Below are 16483 nucleotides of genomic sequence, written 5' to 3' on the forward strand. Positions count from 1 at the left end.
CGTGATCGACCTCCACGCCGCGCTCGACCAGCAGCTCCTCAACGTCCCGGTAGGACAAGCAGTAGCGCAGATACCAGCGTGCCGCGAGCACGATCCCCTCCGCAGGGAACCGGAACCCGGCGAACGCCGACTTCGGAGGCAGCCACGGCCGAGAGCGGGTCAACGACTTCACTGCTCAAGCCTGCCTCGATCTTGCCAACGCTCAACGCAACGGAGCCCGACGTCACACTCCGAATCCCCCCGCCACGTGACGTTGACGAGACCAGATGGCATGTGGCGGAGATTTCCCCCGATGGCACCGTGACCACGTAGCTGCCGCCAGCATTTGGACACGACCGTAGCGGCGACCGCAGGCAGCCTCCCGGCGTGTGACCTCACCTTGGCCCTTCTACGTGTCGTACTACGGTTCGGGTCCCAGTGGCCACCGGCCCGAACGCAGGATTGACGAATGGCTGACCCGCGCGGCACGGGCCAGCCATTTCATGACTCCGCAGTATTGGCGTCAGCGTGCATGTCCATGCATCAGTCAGCACAACTGCAGTTCGGCGGCCATTCTGATCATGTAGTTAGAGTTCAACTCGGGCCTCGGACACAAACCATAACCCCACGGTGCGCGCTGAGATCCACTGCAGCGCGCACCGTTTGCGTTTCCGGCTGGTAGGTGAGCCGGAGGCCGGTCTGCCGGTAGACCTCGGCCTTGTCGGCCGGGGCGGCGTCGCGGAGCACGGTGACGATGTCGCCGAGTGCTCGCACCAAGTTGGCGATCTCTGTCCGGCTCATCCGGCGTGGCCCCGTGGATTGTGTCGCGTGGAGATCGGCTTCGGCTCGTGCCCGTTCGGCCTGCGTCTGGGCTATCCAGCCGGTGACTACCGCCGGGTCCGCGCCGGCGTCGAGGGCCGGCCGGTACCGCCCGAGCTTCGCGTCGCACTCGGCGATGGTGACGTGAGCTGCGGCAGTGATCGGGGAGGGTTGATCCATCGGCTGGGCGTCGGTCATCGCGGTGATCGTCTGTTCGAGGCGGTCCGGGGTGAACGCGGAGGCGAGCCACGTGTCGAGGGGGTCGGTGAGGGCGTCCTCGCGGAGGTAGACGTTGCGGGGGTGCTCGACCTCGTTGGCGAGGGCGTACTCGTTGGGGAAGCGGCAGCGGTAGTAGGCGTCGCCGTGGTTGTACTGGCCTTGCATGCGGCGCTGACAGGCGGCGCAGTAGATCAGGCCGCGGAAGACGTACGGGTTGCGGGTGCGTCGGTGGCGTTCCTGACGGTTGACGGCTCGTGCGCGACGGGTGAGCAGGGCCTGGGCTTGCTCGAAGGTCTCGTCATCGATCAGGGGTGGGTGGGTGATCTCCTTGGAGACCACCCACTTGTCGCGGGTGTTCCAGCGCATGACGCCGGTGTGGCCCAACGCGACGTCGTCGACGTCGAGGAGGACCTCATCGGTGCGTTGTTTGTTCCACACCTGCCGGCCGGTGTAGCGGGGGTTGGTGAGGATCACGCGGACGGCGCTCTTGGACCAGGCCACACCGCTGCGGTGCGGGTTGCGCGTGCGGTCGTGTGCCGAGGGGCAGGGCACGTGGTTGGCGGTCAGCCCTTCGGCGATGGCGAAGATTCCGTAGCCGGCGAGGAACTCGTCGAAGATTCGGCGGACGATCGGTGCGGTCTGGGCGTCCGGGGTGAGCCCGCGGAGGCATTTGCCGTCTGCTGCCTTTGCCGGGTTGGGGTGAGGGCCGAGATCGCGGAGCGTGTAGCCGTATGGGGGACGACCGCCGAGGTACCGGCCTTCGAGGAGGGTCTGGGCGGCCATGGCGGTGCGGACGCGCAGCTTGATCCGGTTGCGTTCGCCCTTGCTCATGCCGCCGAAGACGGACATGACCAGTTCGTGGGCCTCGTTGTCGGGGTCGATGGGACCGCCGATTTCGGGCACCCAGAGTTCGACGCCGTAGTGGGCGAACAGAGGCACGGTGAGGCCGAACTGGTTTCCGTAGAAGGCCCGGTGGGGCTCGCCGACGACGACAGCGGAGAACCCGGCGCCGCGGGTGGCGAAGCGCGGCGAGCAGCTGACTCGCCTGAGGGCGGCGTTGCCACGGCAGGGAGCGGCTCTGGCCGACGTCGAAGTACTCGGTGGTGACGCTGCCGCCATGGGGCTGAATGAGCGTGGTCGCCCGGGTGAGCTGCCAGCTCCGGGACGATTCGGGGTCCTGGTTGTCCTCGGTCGACACACGGCCGTAGAAGGCAAAGGGTTTCGGTCGCGGGGTGGTCATCGGTCCTCCTGGTTCGAGTCGTCGGTGCGGTGGTCGTTGACGCGTCTGAGCACCTTCAGTAGGGCGGCAGCCGCACCGGGTGCAGCTCGGGCGGCTGGCCGGGATCCGCCACCCTGGCAACCCCGGTCGCTGTACGGCCGTCGACGTTGTCGACCGTCCATGAACGGTTCTATTCGCTGGGCTGGTCAAGTCGCTCGGCCTGTGCAGGGGCCGTTGTGGGACCGGGCTCTTCGGGTTGCTGATGTACGTGATCGGATGGCAGGGTCATGCGCCTCCGTCCGACGGTTGGCCCGGCCGAGACACGCGCCGGTGAGCGTGCATCGTTCGCGCCTTGGCCTCCGCTACCTCGTGTAGGGGGTCGGGTTGGAGGGAGAAGCCAGTATCGGCGCCACGGGCGGTCTGGGTGGTGGTGCGATAGCGCGATGCGTCGGCGACTCGCATCGTGGCGAATGGGTGGGTCGTCATGGGAGAGGTCCTCCGAGAGTCGGTCGCGTGCCGGTTGCTCCGGCGGGCATGAAGAAGCGGCCGGTGCTGTCGGACACCGGCCGCTCGTTGAGCAGGGTGGGCGTTAGCCTCGGTCTTTCAGGATTGATCTTGAGGTGTTGCGGTCATTTCTGGGCGTGTGGAGTCGGTGAGCGCGCGGGATCGCCCGACGTGTAGTCGGGTTCCTCCATGGGGTTCGGGGGTCGGTGGCCTGCGGGTCAGGTGACCGGTTGAGGTAGGGCCGCGAGTCGGGTGAAGGCGTCGACGAGTTGCCGTGTCCAGGGCCAACGTTCGGCGATGCGTAGGTAGGTCCGTTTCCCGGTGCGGGTGATTCGGGCGGCGACGTGGAGCAGCCGGTAGCGCAGTTTCTTTGGCTCGGCGCGTGCGAGGTCGTCGTCCACGAAAAGTGTCTGGGTCCAGGCGATCAGGTCGATGCCGGTCAGGGCGAGGTGCAGCCCTGCGTGGTTGATGGCGAAGATCCGGGATGGGAAGCGGCCGAAGCCGGTGTCCTTGCCGCAGCGGATGCGGTCCTCGACGCGGGCGTGGGCGCGATGTCGGGCTTCCAGGTACTGGATCGACCCGTTGCCGGCGGGGGTGTCGGTGGCTATGACCTGGTGGCGGGAGCCTTCGATGGTGTCGAACAGGGTCAGTTGCGCGCCGGGGTGGAGCCGTTCCCGTCGGGCGATGAACCGGGTTCCCTCTGGGAAGCCGTCGAGGCCGACCAGGCTGGTGATCTCGGTGATCTGCGCGTTGTCGCGGAGTTGCCCGTCGGTGTCGAGGGCGGGATCCAGCCGGTGGCCTGCCGGATCGCGGTCCGGACGGGTTCGGTGATCGCGACGCCGACGGAGAACCGGGCGTCGACGTGCTGGTCGCGCAGGCCGCGCACGTGGGTGAGGAAGCCCTGGGTGCAGCCGGCCGCGTCGGAGCGGATCAGGATCGGGGTGCCGTGCCGGTGGACGTCAGGGATCTGCTCCAGGGCCTGGTCGAGGACGGTGATGTGGTCGGCGGTGGTGTTCGACCCGGCTCGTCCTTCGCGCAGCAGCCCGGCCAGGGCCTCAACGGTGCCGTCGAGGAAACACAACAGCGGGTGATGGCCGAAGGTCTTCTTCCACGTCCGCGTCGCCTGCTCCTTTTCGGAGTGGCAGACGACGATCGTCGCGTCGATGTCCCGGACCAGGCCGGGAATCGGCTGACCGGCCGCGGTCGAGGCCGGCAACCCACCGCGGGTGTCAAACGCTTGCGCCCACGCCAGTTCCCGCGCCGCTGCCCGGGCCTGCCGCAACCGGGCCAGGGCGTCCGCGTCGATACCGGCGAGGACCCGCCATGCGGTCGGATCCGAGGCCACCGACCCGAACAGGCCCGGCTGGTTGCGCAGTACCGCCAGATTGGCGATGGCCTGGCCTGGCCGCCGTCGGCGAGCAGCACCGCCACATCCACCGCAACCCGGCCCGGCTCGTGCGCGGAGCGGCGCTGCCGCGACGACCCGCGCGCCTCAACGAACCGCCTGGTCAGGCCCGTGGCTTCCGCGACGTCGGCGAGTAGCCGAGCACCGGCGTGGCCAACCACGCCCCGTCCACCACCAGTGACAACGATCCTCGGACGTGACCCGGTAACCTTCACCTGGAAAGTGCCCTCCGTGACGGATGATCAGGACCCTCAGCAAGTCCCATCGATCCAGATCAGAGGGCACTTTCTTGTCCACTGGCCGCCACAACATCCGCCCTTACTGAAGGGCCGAGGCTAGCCCTCTCGGTCACGGATGGCTGCCTGGACGCCGGCTTGAAAGCGAGTGCTGGCGTTGAGCTCCTCCAGAAGCTTGGCGATTCGACGTTGAGCCGTTCGGTAGCTCAGGCCGAGCTGTCTGCCGATCGCTTGATCGGTGAGCCCGGACAGAAGTAGGGCGCTGATCCGCCGTCGCTCCGACTCGTCGAATCGCGTGTGACTGCGCGGCGGTTGTGAGTTCAGCCCGAGCGGCAGTGCTCGCTGCCACAGACACTCGTAAAGGTGGCCAAGGGCATCCAGCAGCCCCGAAGAATGAATCACGAGGGCTGACTTGATCGGCGGCGCAGAGTGCAGTGGCAGCAAGGCGAGCCGGTCGTCAGCGATATGCATCTCGAGTGCAACGTTCGGCAGCACGCGGCCGACCGCGCCGGCAGTGGCCAGCTGCTCGATCTCCGTCAGCGCGCCGGGTAGCTCGACCGCTGCTCGGTCGTAGATGGTCCTGCAGGTGACATCGCGAGCCAGTAGGTCCCGCTGGGTGTCGCTGCCGGCTGGCTGCCTCCACTCGCCGGGATTCCGCATCACCCGCAACTCTCGTCGAGCCGCCTTCTGCAATTGCGCGATCCGAAGTCGAATAGAGTCGTCGCCGCTGACGAGCTCGACCACATTCTTGGTTGGCCCCACCATGTGCTCGCGATGAAGTTCGATGAGCTGCCGGGCTTGTTCTCGCGCGCGATGCAGGTCCTGTTCCGCGGCCAGCAGGAGAGCCTCGATGGCGACCGGCTCGACGCGACCGCCTTCATCACGTCGGGTCACGACGCCCTTCGCTCCGAGCGTCAAGAGTACGGCGCCTAGATCCTCGGTTCTGTCCCAGTCTGCAAGTAGTTCGGGAACCGTGGACGTGGGCCGAGCGATGAGGAGCTCGTACGCCGCTTCCTCCGCGGCGCTCAGCCCGACTCGGGAAAGCGCACCCGGGGCATTGTCCGATGCAGCCGAACGAGCTAGGACGACCGCAGGCCGGATCGTCTCCGTTGCTGGTCGATCAGTTGTCGGCACCGCTGACTCCGTTGTTGGTGTCGCCGAGCCACCCGAGTTGGACGGCTTGGTAGCCCGCCTGGAAGCGGGTCGTGGCGTTGAGCTTCACCATCATCTGACGAACGTGTCGGCGTACGGTGCGCTCGGTCAGGTCCAGTTGTCGGGCGATCGCCGGGTCGCTGAGGCCGGCAACGAGAAGTGGCAGTAGGTCCTGCTCGGCTGCCGTTGGTCCGGTCGATCGCTCCATGCGGGTTTGGCCGCCGCGGACCTTCAGGGGGATTGCTCGCTCCCAGTGCATCTCGAACAGCTCGTGAAGCGCCTCGATCAGGGTGGACTCGGCGATGCGCAACGCTGAGACGAACCTCGGTGGCTGGTGTTGCAGCGGGAGTAGCGCCCGCGACCGGTCCGCCATCAGGAGCTTGATCGGGAAGTCGACGACGCGTGCCTGCTCACCGGCCGCAATACTGGCTTGGAGATCGGCCAGTCGGCCAAGGCGGTCGAGGCCGGCCGGGTGATAGAGCACCCGATAGATCACCCCCCGTGCGAGGAGCTCGAGCTCGAGCTCGTTCACAGGATGAGACGTTGCCGGCAGCGAGGTCACATACGGCGGCGCATCCGTGGCGCACACCTCGAGACGGGCCGAGCGCTGCATCTGCTCGAACATGTCGAGGACGGCCAGCTGGCCGTAGATGACGTCGATGCTGTCCATCGGGTCACGCCGATCACGGGACCCGTGGAATCTGGTCATCAGCTCGGCAGCCCGCAGCCGCGCATTCGCCAGCTCCTGCTCGCGGGCCAACAACAGGGCCTCCAACGCGGTTTCGGGTGCCACCACCGCCCACAGCGGCGGATCCGCGGGGATCCGCGCCACCAGACCGAGGAGCTGTAGGTGCTGCAGCGCCTCGGCCAGTGTCATCTCCCAGCCTTCACTGTCGACGACATCGGCGAGTTCGGACTCGCTGGCCGGCTGTCTGGTCAGCATGTACTCGTACAACGCCTGGTGTAGGCCGTCGAGACCGCACTGTTCGAGCACAGCGCACAGTCTGCGCGACCTCGGAAGCCTGCGCCAGTCCTCTTCGCGCCATTGTCGAGAGCGGACATCTCAATCGCTTTCCCTGTATCGCCCGGCGGTGCGAGCGTCAGCCGTAGCCAACCTGCACGAGCCGTCGGAGGCGACGTGGACCAGATCGAAGACACCCAACCGATTCTGAAATCGAGAGCATCTGCCCGGTCGCGACGACAGCAGTCATCGGCGGCCGCGCGGAGCCGCACCCTGGTGAGCGCGGTACTTGCGGGCCTGCTAGCGACGGCCGGCGTCGGCACCACCGGCGCGCTCGGCGCCGCCAGACCCGAAGCGAACGACTCGGCTCCCCTGCCAGAATCGACCGGGCCAGCCGCAGGACGGACCGCCACGGTCACGCTGATCACCGGCGACGTTGTCGCCGTCACGAGACTTCCTGAGGGCAAGAAGACGGTGACGGTGGAGCCCGCCGCGCGGGAGTCCGGAAGGCCGGTGACGTTTGCCACCGCGTCGCACGGGGAGAGCTACTACGTCTTGCCCTCCGACGCGGCGCCGTACGTGGCTGCGGGACGCCTTGACGACGCCCTGTTCGACGTGACCGCGCTCGCCCGCGATGGCTATGATGACGCAGCAGATGGAGGACCGCCGGTCATCGTTCAGTACCGCGGCAACCTCTCGCGGTCGTCGCTCGCTACCCGGGCCGAGGTGCTGCCCGGCTCCCCGGTGATCCTTGAGAGCATCGATGCGGTCGCTGTCGACCCGACGCGGCAGCAGCGCACAGACCTGTGGGCCAGCCTGAGCGAGCCCGCGGCCGCATCGCCCAGTGCAGGGGCCAGGCTCACCAGGCTCAACGGGGGCATCGAGAAGGTGTGGCTGGACGCCAAGACCACCTCCGCGCTCGACGTGAGCGTCCCACAGATCGGCGCTCCGGCGGTGTGGGAGGCAGGCTACGACGGCACCGGCGTCAATGTCGCGGTGCTCGACACCGGGATCGACCAGAGCCACCCCGACCTCTCCGCCAAGGTGGTCGCCACCAAGAACTTCAGCCAGGAAACGAGCATCGCCGACGGTTTCGGCCATGGCACCCACGTCGCGTCGATCATCGCCGGCACCGGCGCCGCGTCCGGCGGTCGATACAAGGGGGTCGCACCCAGCGCGTCCCTGATGGTGGGCAAGGTGCTCAACGACAACGGCACGGGACAGCTGTCCTGGTCGATCGAAGGCATGGAGTGGGCAGCTCATGCCGGCGCCGACGTCGTCAACCTGAGCCTTGGATCGGCACCAACCGACGGCACCGATCCGGCGAGCCAGGCCCTGGATGCGTTGTCCAAGGAGACCGGCACGCTGTTCGTGGTCGCGGCCGGGAACGCTTCCCGCGATGCGACCGTGAGCGCACCCGGTGCGGCGACACAGGCGCTCACCGTGGGGGCTGTCGACGACCGCGACCAACTGGCCTTCTTCTCCAGCCGGGGCCCGCGGCTCGGCGACGCCGCGGTCAAGCCCAACATCACGGCTCCCGGCGTCAACATCATCGCTGCCCGCGCAGCCGGAACGAGCATGCCCGGCAGTGTCCCGGTCGGCGATCACTACACCCAGGCCAGCGGCACCTCGATGGCGACGCCGCATGTCGCGGGGGCCGCTGCACTGCTTGTCCAGGCCTACCCCGAGTGGGGCGCCAGTGAGCTCAAGGACGCCCTTGTATCGACCGCAAAGCCGGGCAACTACACCGTGTTCCAGCAGGGCGCCGGCCGCGCCGACGTGGCCAAGGCCTTCGAGCAGCAGGTCTACGGCCCGGCCACCGCCGACTTCGGGCGGATCGCCGATCCCGGAACCGACCCGGTCACCCGGACACTGACCTATCGCAACGACACCTCGTCCGAGGTGACCCTCGACCTGGCCGCGACCGGCCGAGGCTGGGATGGTCGAACGGTTCCGGCCGGCGGGCTTAAGCTGTCGGCCGCTCAGCTGACAGTCCCGGCAGGCGGGTCCGCGTCGGTTGACCTCACGGTGGACCCGACGGCCATCGACTCCGGTGGGTACGGCGGCGTCGTCACCGCGACGGATGCGGACTCCGGGGTGAGTGTGCGCACCCCCTGGAGCGTGTACGAGGCGAGCGACAGCTACACCGTCAACGTCCAGGCGCTGGACCGTCGCGGAAACCCGGCCGGACCCGACCTGCCGGTGTGGATCGTCAAGGACGACGCTGGCTTCTCGCCCAACGACCCGTTCCACAGCTGGAACGCGATGGGCTGGACGGACGAGTCGGGCCAGGTGTCCATCAACGTCACGGCGGGTGTGTACGACGTGTACGCCCAGATCAACACCTTCGACGTCACGGCGAGGGAGTCCACGATCGCGATCGCGTCGGAGGTCCAGGTCAGCGCCGACAAGACCGTCACCCTGGACGCGCGGGACGGGGTCTTGCGGAACCCTCGGGTGGGTGAGCCCGTCGACTTCTTGTTCGGCGAGGTTGGCTTCACCCGGACCACCGCCGATGGCAAGCAGATCGCGCTGGGAGGGCTTTACCCCCAGACCTCGGTCAATGAGCTGTACGTGACGCCGACGCCAGATCCGAAGCTTGGTTCGGCGGACTCGTTCACGAAGTGGATCCAAGCATCCACGATGGTCAACGCGCACAGCGTGCACGGTCCGCGGCTCGAGCTGCACCCGGCGTACTGGCCGGCCAACGCGGGGCCGACCCTCGCCGGCCACCGCGACCTCCCCGTGGTCCTCGCCGGAACCGGGACCGCCGAGGAACTGGCCGGCGCTGCCGGGAAACTCGCACTGGTTCGCGTCCCGAGCCCCGACGCAGAGCCATTCACGTACAACTACTACCTCAATCGGAGTCGGCAGATCACCGACCAGGCAGCCGCGGCGGGCGTCGCAGGGGTGCTGATGTATGCGGACGCTTTAGGCGCGCTCGGCCACCCTACGGCAGCAATGTCGACTCTGTACCTGGGGCTGAGCCACCAGGAGGGCGAGGCGCTGCGCACGCTGGTTGCCCGCAACCCCCACCTCCGGCTGGTCATCGACGGACGACGATCGCCGGAAAGGGTCTACCACGTGCGTATGGGTGGCCCGGGGGGCTTCGATAGGTCCGCTGCCCCCACGATCCGGGACCCCGAATGGACCACGATCCCGGCGCGCTACCACACCGACCGCCCAGGCCAGCAGGGTTGGCTCGCCTGGCATGCCTTCTCGCCGATCATGAAGGTCAGTGGACAAATACCCACGCCGATCTGGGGTGGGACCGCATGGACCGAATTCGTAGCCAGCCGCGGCGCCGAGCTCAACTGGCGCCGGGAGACATCCCTCGAGGGCACCCTGATCGGCTCGTGGGATCGGTTCCGCGGCGGTGAGCAGCGGCCGGTCGAGGACTGGTTCGAATCACCCATGCACTACGGAGCAATGGACGTATCCGGACCGTACCCTGCCCCGCTGACCTGCACCTTCTGCCGGCAGGGCGACAAGTTCGTCTCCGGCCAGTACCAGATGGATGCGAGCGGCAAGCACTACCAATTCGCGTGGTTCGCCCCGCCGCAGGTGCGTCTGTTCGCCGGCGATCAGGAGATCCCGCGTCAAGCCTCGCCGTGGCGGTGGTGGCAGGTACCGCCGGGACCGGGCACGTACCGGCTCAACATGGTCTACACGCAACCCGCTTCATCTGCCCCGGGCGAGCTTGCGCCCAGGACCGAGACGGATTGGGTGTTCCATTCGATCCCGCCCGAGCCGGGGCAGCTGCCTGAGGCCTACGGATGCCCGATCACCAATGCCGAACCGTGCGCAGTCGAACAGCTGATCCAGCTCAACTACGACCTCGGACTGAGCCTGGAGAATTCGGCCCCCGCCGGCGAGAAGTTCACCTTCGACCTGCGAGCCGCCATGCCCCGCGGCGCGATCCATCAGAGCCCGATAGCGAAGGTCCAGGTGGAGTTCTCCACCGACGGCGGTCAGACGTGGCGATCTGCCGACGTACAACAGTCCGGCCCAGCGAGGAGCGGCGAGTTCGACGTGTCGTTGCGTCACCCAGCACTCGCGGATACCGATGGCTACGTCTGGTTGAGGGTCCACGCCGAGACCCACGACGGCGCCAGCGTCGACCAGACCGTCGAGCGGGCCTACCACCTCGCAGGCTGAGCCGCACATCGCAAGGGCTTCGGCGAGGGTCTGTCAGGTGGGCGATTGACGGTGCCGGGTGCCAACCGATCCACGGATCGAGGCTTCGCCTCTATCCGTGGATCGGCCTGTCTTGTGAGCTTGGTCCGTTGTGAGTGGTGCGAGGCGTGTCGACGGCAGGTCAAAGCTGGTTCGGCACTGAGCCCGCAGACTCGGAGAGAAACCTCGCCTACCTGGGAACCATCAAACGGTGGATTCGGCGGCACGACAAGCTGAAGCAGCGGGGCTTCTACGTAGACATCGACCGGGCGGGGTGTACTCGAACCCACGGGCGTCTCCGATCGGGAATCGCTGGTCGATGTCATCGGTCATATCCACCAGATCGGCTGGCAACTCCGACTGGGTGAGCACATCGAGGCCAAACAACAGGCTGGAGAAGCGCGAGGCATTCCGCCCACGACCGAGGCCGAGATCGAGGAGGTGCGTGAGATGTTCTCAGGCCCTCCGGGCCTGGCCTCAGACGAGGAGTTCTACGACTCCATGCGGGAGGGACGCGAAGGTCGAAAGTTGAACAACGACGGCTACCGACTCCGTTTGCCAGATCCCGGGAGCAGCCCTTTCGAGAACCTGGGCAAGCCGGCCTACGAAGCCGAAACGCGGGAGCTGAGGCGGCTGGCCGAGGAGTTGGACCGGCGGGAGAGGCAATGAGTACGGAAACCCTCGCCGTCATTGGGCCCTGACCGGCGTAGTCGGCGCTCTGACCGGCGTGCTCTCACTGGCCTGGCAGATCCTCGTCCACCGCCGCTCAGGCCTGTGGGGTGCCAAAACTCGGTCAGCAGCTGTGAGCAGCGGCTTTCTACCGCAGTCCACGACAACCTCGGTCCGCAACTTGAACAGGTTCAATGACCAGGGCAGTATCCTTGAACCCGTTCAGATCAGCAACGGACGCGGCTATTGATCGTCAGCGAAGTGGCAGGTGAATGATGGTGACTGAGTTTTCGGCACCCACAGGGTTCGAGGTCGGGGCGGTGCACCTGGCGGCGCAGCACCAGAATCTCCACATCCTTGGCCCCACCGTCCCAGGCGAGCTGGCTCAACATCTGTAGGACCTGCCGCAACAGCAGGTAGACCAACGACGCGCTCATGACCTCCATCGTGTCGGGCCCACCAGCGTCCAGCACACGCAGAACCGCACGTCAACCGGCTTAACTCAATTCTTGAGCCCCACAGGGTTGCAATTTCAGCGTCACGGCTGTGACCAGGCACGGCACCGGCCCGCCATGATGAGGCCATGGTGGTGCGCACCCTTGCTTTCATGGTCGTCCGGCAAGTCCTCGCCCTGGTTGGCCTGGGCCCGTCGCCGGACGCCAAAGACGTGGAGATCGCGGTACTGCGCCACCAACTGCTGGTCTTGCGCCGGCAGGTGGCCCCACTACACGCCGGGCGACCGGATGGTCGTCGCGGCGCGGGCAAAGCTACTTCCACCGCGATGGCTGGCCGATCTTCCTGGTCACGCCGTCGACGCTGCTTCGCTGGCACCGGGAGCTGATCCGTCGGCGGTGGACGTACCCGACCTGTGGTCGACGTCGCCGAGGGCTGGATCCCGAAGTGGTCGACCTCGTCGTTCGGCTGGCCCGAAATAACCCACGCTGGGGGCATCTGCGCATCGTCGGCGAGTGCCGCAAGCTCGGCGTACAAGTGTCGGCGACCTCGGTGCGCACCATTCTGCGCCGCCACCGCCACCGCCACCGCCTCGGACCGGCGCCGCGGCGCGGTGGGCCGACCTGGAAGCAGTTCCTGCGTGCCCAGGCCGCCGGGACGCTCGCATGCGACTTCCTCACCGTCGAGACGGTCGGCCTGACCAGGCTGTACGTGTCCTTCGTCATCGAACTGGAGCACCGGCGAGTGCACCTGGCCGGGGCCACCGCCCACCCCACCGGCGCGTGGGTCACCCAGGCGGCCCGGACCCTGGTGATGGACCTCGACGACCGCGCCCACCGGTTCCGCTTTCTGATCCGGGACCGCGATGGAAAGTTCGCGGTCGCCTTCGACCACGTGTTCGCCGCCGCCGGCATCGACGTGCTCAAGATCCCGCCGCGGGCACCGAAGGCGAACGCGTACGCCGAGCGCGGGGTGCGCACCGTGCGGACCGAGTGCCTGGACTGGGTGTTCGTCTTGAACAGCCGCCACCTCGAACGGGTCCTGGGCGACTATGTCAGGCACTACAACACGGCCCGTCCGCATGCGGCATCGACCTCGACGTACCCGTCCCGGCGGCGGAGCCGCCGCCCGCGAGCATCGAACAGCTTCGGCGCGTCGAACGGGCGAACGTGCTCGGCGGACTCATCCACGAATACCGCCACGCCGCCTGATCGAAGCAGACCGTCCGACACCGTTGAGGCTCTACGGGGTGCCGCGAAGGTCTGTGCCTCCATGCCGGGACAGGCCCGTGGCCACCGATGTCGAAGCAGGAATCCTCGGCCCGATGACACCGACACGGCCTGCCGGACGCCTTGCGACCAGCCGGACGCGACCTCCCAGATCCCCCGGCCACAACTTTCACCCAACGAACACCCGAGCCGCCAAGTTGCACCCCTCAGGCGTGGATCAACAAGCCAGATCAGGACGAGGAACCTCAAGCAGGATCACTCAAAGAATCCGTGATCAACCTGCCTCAAGAATCTTGACACGCGCCGAGACTGCGCGACCGAACGCACGGCCGAGTTGTTGACTGCGCCGCGGGACGTCAGCCGTTGTCGGCCGTGACCAGCCACGCTGCGGCGTCGACCCACACCCCGTCCGGGTGCTGGCGGGCGGCGAACTCCTCAGCCATCGTGGCCAGCACCCGCTGGACCAGCACCTCGTCGTCGAGCTGTGCCGTCAGTTCGCGAACGTTGGACGTGTCTTGCACGTAGGCCATCACGTCCGCGACATCGGATCCGATCCGCGCCGGCTCGTGGAGGGCTTCGATGCGGGTGTCTGTGAAGCCCGCACTGGCGAGTAGATCGGTGACCCGCCGGGGGTCGGCGAAGAGGTCATCGCCAGCCAGATCAGGCAGTTGCGTGTGGGTCATGAACGCCCGGAGCGGGATGGAGAACACCCCGTTGCGCAGGTCGTCCTGCCAGCACAAGAAGGCCAGCCGCGCGCCTGGCCGCAGCGCACCGCGGATGTTGCCGAAGGCCGTAGCCGGGTCGTCGAAGAACATCACACCGAAGCTGCTGATAATCACGTCATAGACGGCCGGGGACAGCGGGTACACCTGGGCGTCTCCCTGAACGAAGCGAATGTTGGCCACGCCGGCCTCGGCGGCCAGCCGCTGCGCGACCTCCAGCATCGGGCCGGACAGGTCGAGGCCCAGCACACCACCGTTCCGGCCGGTCGATCGCGCCACGGCAATCGTCGTCTCGCCGCACCCGCAGCCTACGTCGAGCACGTGGTTACCGGGCGAGATGGCTGCGGCACGCGACAGGTGCGGTGTTAGCCGCTGTCGTATCGCCGCATGCCGCTCGCGCTGGGCGATCCACCGGCGGGCAGCGTCCCCGTTCCAGCGCTGTGCCTGTGATGCGTTCGCCGCAGGGCTCATCTTCCACACCTCACAGACCGGCACGTGGTAATGGTGGCGGCCATCGGCCGCCGGTGTCGGCCTGGGTCTACCGGGTCGCGACGGGAGACGCAACCCCTGCCACCCAACGCCGTCGGGACCACAAAGGCGCCGGTCCGGGTGCCCGCCAAGGCGGCGCTCGCTGGCGGCGACCATCAGAACACGCCCACCGGTTGACGAGGTGCTGGTTAGGGCCGGCCTTCAGCGCAGCCCGGTAGCGGCGGAGTGGGGCGTCGCAGGCGGCGATCATGGTTTGGGTGCGTTCGAAGTCCTCGACGCTGATCAGCGGCTCGTGCGACTGGCGTTTCGACCAGCTCCACTTGTCGATGCTGTTGAGCTGGGAGCGACCGCGGTTGCCGACACCCAGCAAGGAGAGTTCGATGGAGCTGGTGGCCGTCTCGTTGACGGACGGACGCTGACCCGGTTTCGCTCGACTGGTCCGGTGTCGAAGCGATCGTTGAGCGGGCCACGTCCAAATAACGGTGCGCGCGGACCAACTCATTGTCGGATCTCCGCCACGCGCGATGGATCGCGCTCACACGGGCCGTCACACGGTAGTGGTATTCGCTGATGCCTCGTAGGCGCCGACCGGCGGCGCTGAGGGGAAGTCGTGACGAGCACGACGATCGACTTCGAGGCGATCAAGAGGAATCAGCGCGAGGGCTGGGAGGCCGGCGGCTTTCCAGAGGTCGGCAACACGCTACGGCGGCAATCCTGTTCGCTGCGGAGCTGGATCGGTTCTCGGACGATCTTGCCGATGTCGCCGAGGGTTCAACCGGGCCGGCGATGGTACGGCCGCCGCCGGATCCGAGTACCTCGAAGCGGTCGGCGTCATATCTGATCATCTTCTGGACAAAAGGCCGTGGTGCAGGCCGCGATAGGCGTCCCTTGGGCCGTCCGGTGCCTGGCCTGTCCGGCTTCGGCGCTTTACCACGGCTTCTGCACAGCTCAAGGCCAAAGGTGGACCGCACGATGCACCATGCGAACCGCCCCACGCAGATCGCTGGTGGCCCATTGGCCGGGTGTTTGACCAGCGCGAGACGCAGATGAGCGCTGGCAGCAGGTGCCTGACCCGGCGCGGCTCGGGGGCATCTCGGCTTGCCTGGCGTAGCGCATCGACGTAGCGTGGCCGGTTGCCGATGACGGGCGTCGGCACGCGTCGGCAAGGATCGGGTATATGCGGCGTAAACGGTTCAGTCGCAGCGTCGTGACGGCCCTGTTCGGCCTACTCATCGCCGTGCCGGCCACGGTCCTCACCGTGGCGTCGCCGGCATTCGCCGAGGGCGAGGGATGCTGTCAGGTGAGCATCGACAACCTGCCCGCACAGTTCCCCGGCGGAGGCGACCCCACGCCCTTCACCGTGCACCTGGTCAACCAATCCCAGGAGATCCTCCGCTACGTCGACGTGTCGTTCCTGCTGCAGGCGGATGGCCTCGTCGGTGACCTGGTGGACTTACAGCGTCAGCGCACGCCCGGCGGACGGCACGACGTGGGGACGTTCACCCAGCGCGGTGTGCACAGCGGTGCCGTCACGGCAACCGAGCAGATCGACTTCGGGCTGCTCGCGCTGCCGCCGGGCGGCGGACTGAACATCACCTACCAGCTGTCGTTCACCAAGAAGTTGCCGAGCACCGCACTGACGCTTTCGATGCAGGTGCAGCCCAGGCGGGACCGCAGGGGCGTCAGCTCGGCTGGCCCGTACCAGTCCTCGATCGTGGCGGCGGGACAGCCGACCCAGACTCAGCCGGCTTCGACGCCGACTTCGTCACCGACGGTCAGCGATTCCCTGGCACCGACCGACGGCACAGCTCCGATCGACCAGTCACCGCTTGCCGGTGCCGGCTCGTCAGGCGGCGGTGGCTCGCTGATCTGGCTGGCGTACACGATCGGCGCGCTGCTGTTGCTCGGCGGGATCGGCGTGATCGGCACGCTGGTGTGGCGGCGCGGACCTCAGCGTGTCGAGACCGATTGGGACGAACCGCAGCAGTACGGCGAGCCGGCGTACCCGCACGCGCCCACCCAGATCGGCGGCTACGAGGTGCCGAGGCAGGCCGGTAACCCCGGCGTGTACGGCACGCCCGGCCTTCACACGGCGCCGAACGCCCAGTACCCGATCGCGCAGGACCCCTACGCCGATCCGGATCAAGCCTGGGTCGACCCCCTCTGTGGCAACCTTGGAGAAGGCGGCTTGAGCTGCTGAAACTCTGACCCGTGAGGGCGTGCGAGGAGATCCACCCCTGTGACATCGCAT

The 16483-nt window shown here is 67.4% G+C and carries 9 protein-coding genes and 2 pseudogenes; 4 read left to right on the plus strand and 7 right to left on the minus strand.

Annotated features, from left to right (window positions below):
* From ACFYPS_RS35765 to ACFYPS_RS35785, 5 genes and pseudogenes are all read right to left on the minus strand, one after another.
* A pseudogene (locus tag ACFYPS_RS35765) lies at nt 1–142 on the minus strand (IS6 family transposase); the annotation flags it as partial.
* 431 nt (nt 143–573) lie between these two features.
* A complete protein-coding gene (locus ACFYPS_RS35770) occupies nt 574–2136 on the minus strand; it encodes a recombinase family protein (protein WP_387330798.1) in 1563 nt (520 codons plus the stop codon).
* An 822-nt stretch (nt 2137–2958) separates the two neighbouring features.
* Nucleotides 2959–4360, minus strand: a pseudogene (locus tag ACFYPS_RS35775) (IS1380 family transposase).
* A 120-nt stretch (nt 4361–4480) separates the two neighbouring features.
* Nucleotides 4481–5275: a hypothetical protein gene (locus ACFYPS_RS35780; protein WP_387330801.1), complete on the minus strand. Its 795-nt coding sequence runs from the start codon at nt 5273–5275 to the stop codon at nt 4481–4483.
* A 226-nt stretch (nt 5276–5501) separates the two neighbouring features.
* Entirely contained in the window at nt 5502–6527 is a 1026-nt protein-coding gene (locus ACFYPS_RS35785; RefSeq protein ID WP_387330804.1) for a LuxR C-terminal-related transcriptional regulator, read from the minus strand.
* A gap of 144 nt (nt 6528–6671) precedes the next feature.
* On the opposite strand from ACFYPS_RS35785, the gene ACFYPS_RS35790 reads away from it, so the two are divergent.
* Nucleotides 6672–10652, plus strand: coding sequence for a S8 family peptidase (locus ACFYPS_RS35790; RefSeq protein ID WP_387330807.1), 3981 nt, complete (start codon nt 6672–6674; stop codon nt 10650–10652).
* Nucleotides 10653–11566: 914 nt separating this feature from the next.
* Here ACFYPS_RS35790 and ACFYPS_RS35795 read toward each other — a convergent pair.
* Nucleotides 11567–11776, minus strand: coding sequence for a hypothetical protein (locus tag ACFYPS_RS35795; RefSeq protein WP_387330810.1), 210 nt, complete (start codon nt 11774–11776; stop codon nt 11567–11569).
* 463 nt (nt 11777–12239) lie between these two features.
* Between ACFYPS_RS35795 and ACFYPS_RS35800 the strand changes: the two genes are divergently transcribed.
* Complete coding sequence (locus tag ACFYPS_RS35800) at nt 12240–13295, plus strand: integrase core domain-containing protein (protein WP_387330813.1); 1056 nt, start codon at nt 12240–12242, stop codon at nt 13293–13295.
* 82 nt (nt 13296–13377) lie between these two features.
* Here ACFYPS_RS35800 and ACFYPS_RS35805 read toward each other — a convergent pair whose 3' ends face one another.
* Entirely contained in the window at nt 13378–14214 is an 837-nt protein-coding gene (locus ACFYPS_RS35805; protein WP_387330816.1) for a class I SAM-dependent methyltransferase, read from the minus strand.
* Between the two features lie 275 nt (nt 14215–14489).
* Between ACFYPS_RS35805 and ACFYPS_RS35810 the strand changes: the two genes are divergently transcribed.
* A complete protein-coding gene (locus ACFYPS_RS35810) occupies nt 14490–14651 on the plus strand; it encodes a hypothetical protein (RefSeq protein ID WP_387330819.1) in 162 nt (53 codons plus the stop codon).
* Between the two features lie 941 nt (nt 14652–15592).
* Nucleotides 15593–16432, plus strand: a complete 840-nt coding sequence (locus ACFYPS_RS35815; RefSeq protein ID WP_387330822.1) for a hypothetical protein — start codon at nt 15593–15595, stop codon at nt 16430–16432.
* Nucleotides 16433–16483 lie beyond the last annotated feature (51 nt).

This window comes from Micromonospora sp. NPDC005087 (assembly GCF_042872965.1).
GTDB lineage: Bacteria > Actinomycetota > Actinomycetes > Mycobacteriales > Micromonosporaceae > Micromonospora.

What these genes read in the sequence shown, in the direction of transcription:
- ACFYPS_RS35805 (WP_387330816.1), bottom strand. Translation starts at nt 14,214, where the DNA reads ATGAGCCCTGCGGCGAACGCATCACAGGCACAGCGCTGGAACGGGGAC.
- ACFYPS_RS35795 (WP_387330810.1), bottom strand. Translation starts at nt 11,776, where the DNA reads ATGAGCGCGTCGTTGGTCTACCTGCTGTTGCGGCAGGTCCTACAGATG.
- ACFYPS_RS35770 (WP_387330798.1), bottom strand. Translation starts at nt 2,136, where the DNA reads ATGGCGGCAGCGTCACCACCGAGTACTTCGACGTCGGCCAGAGCCGCT.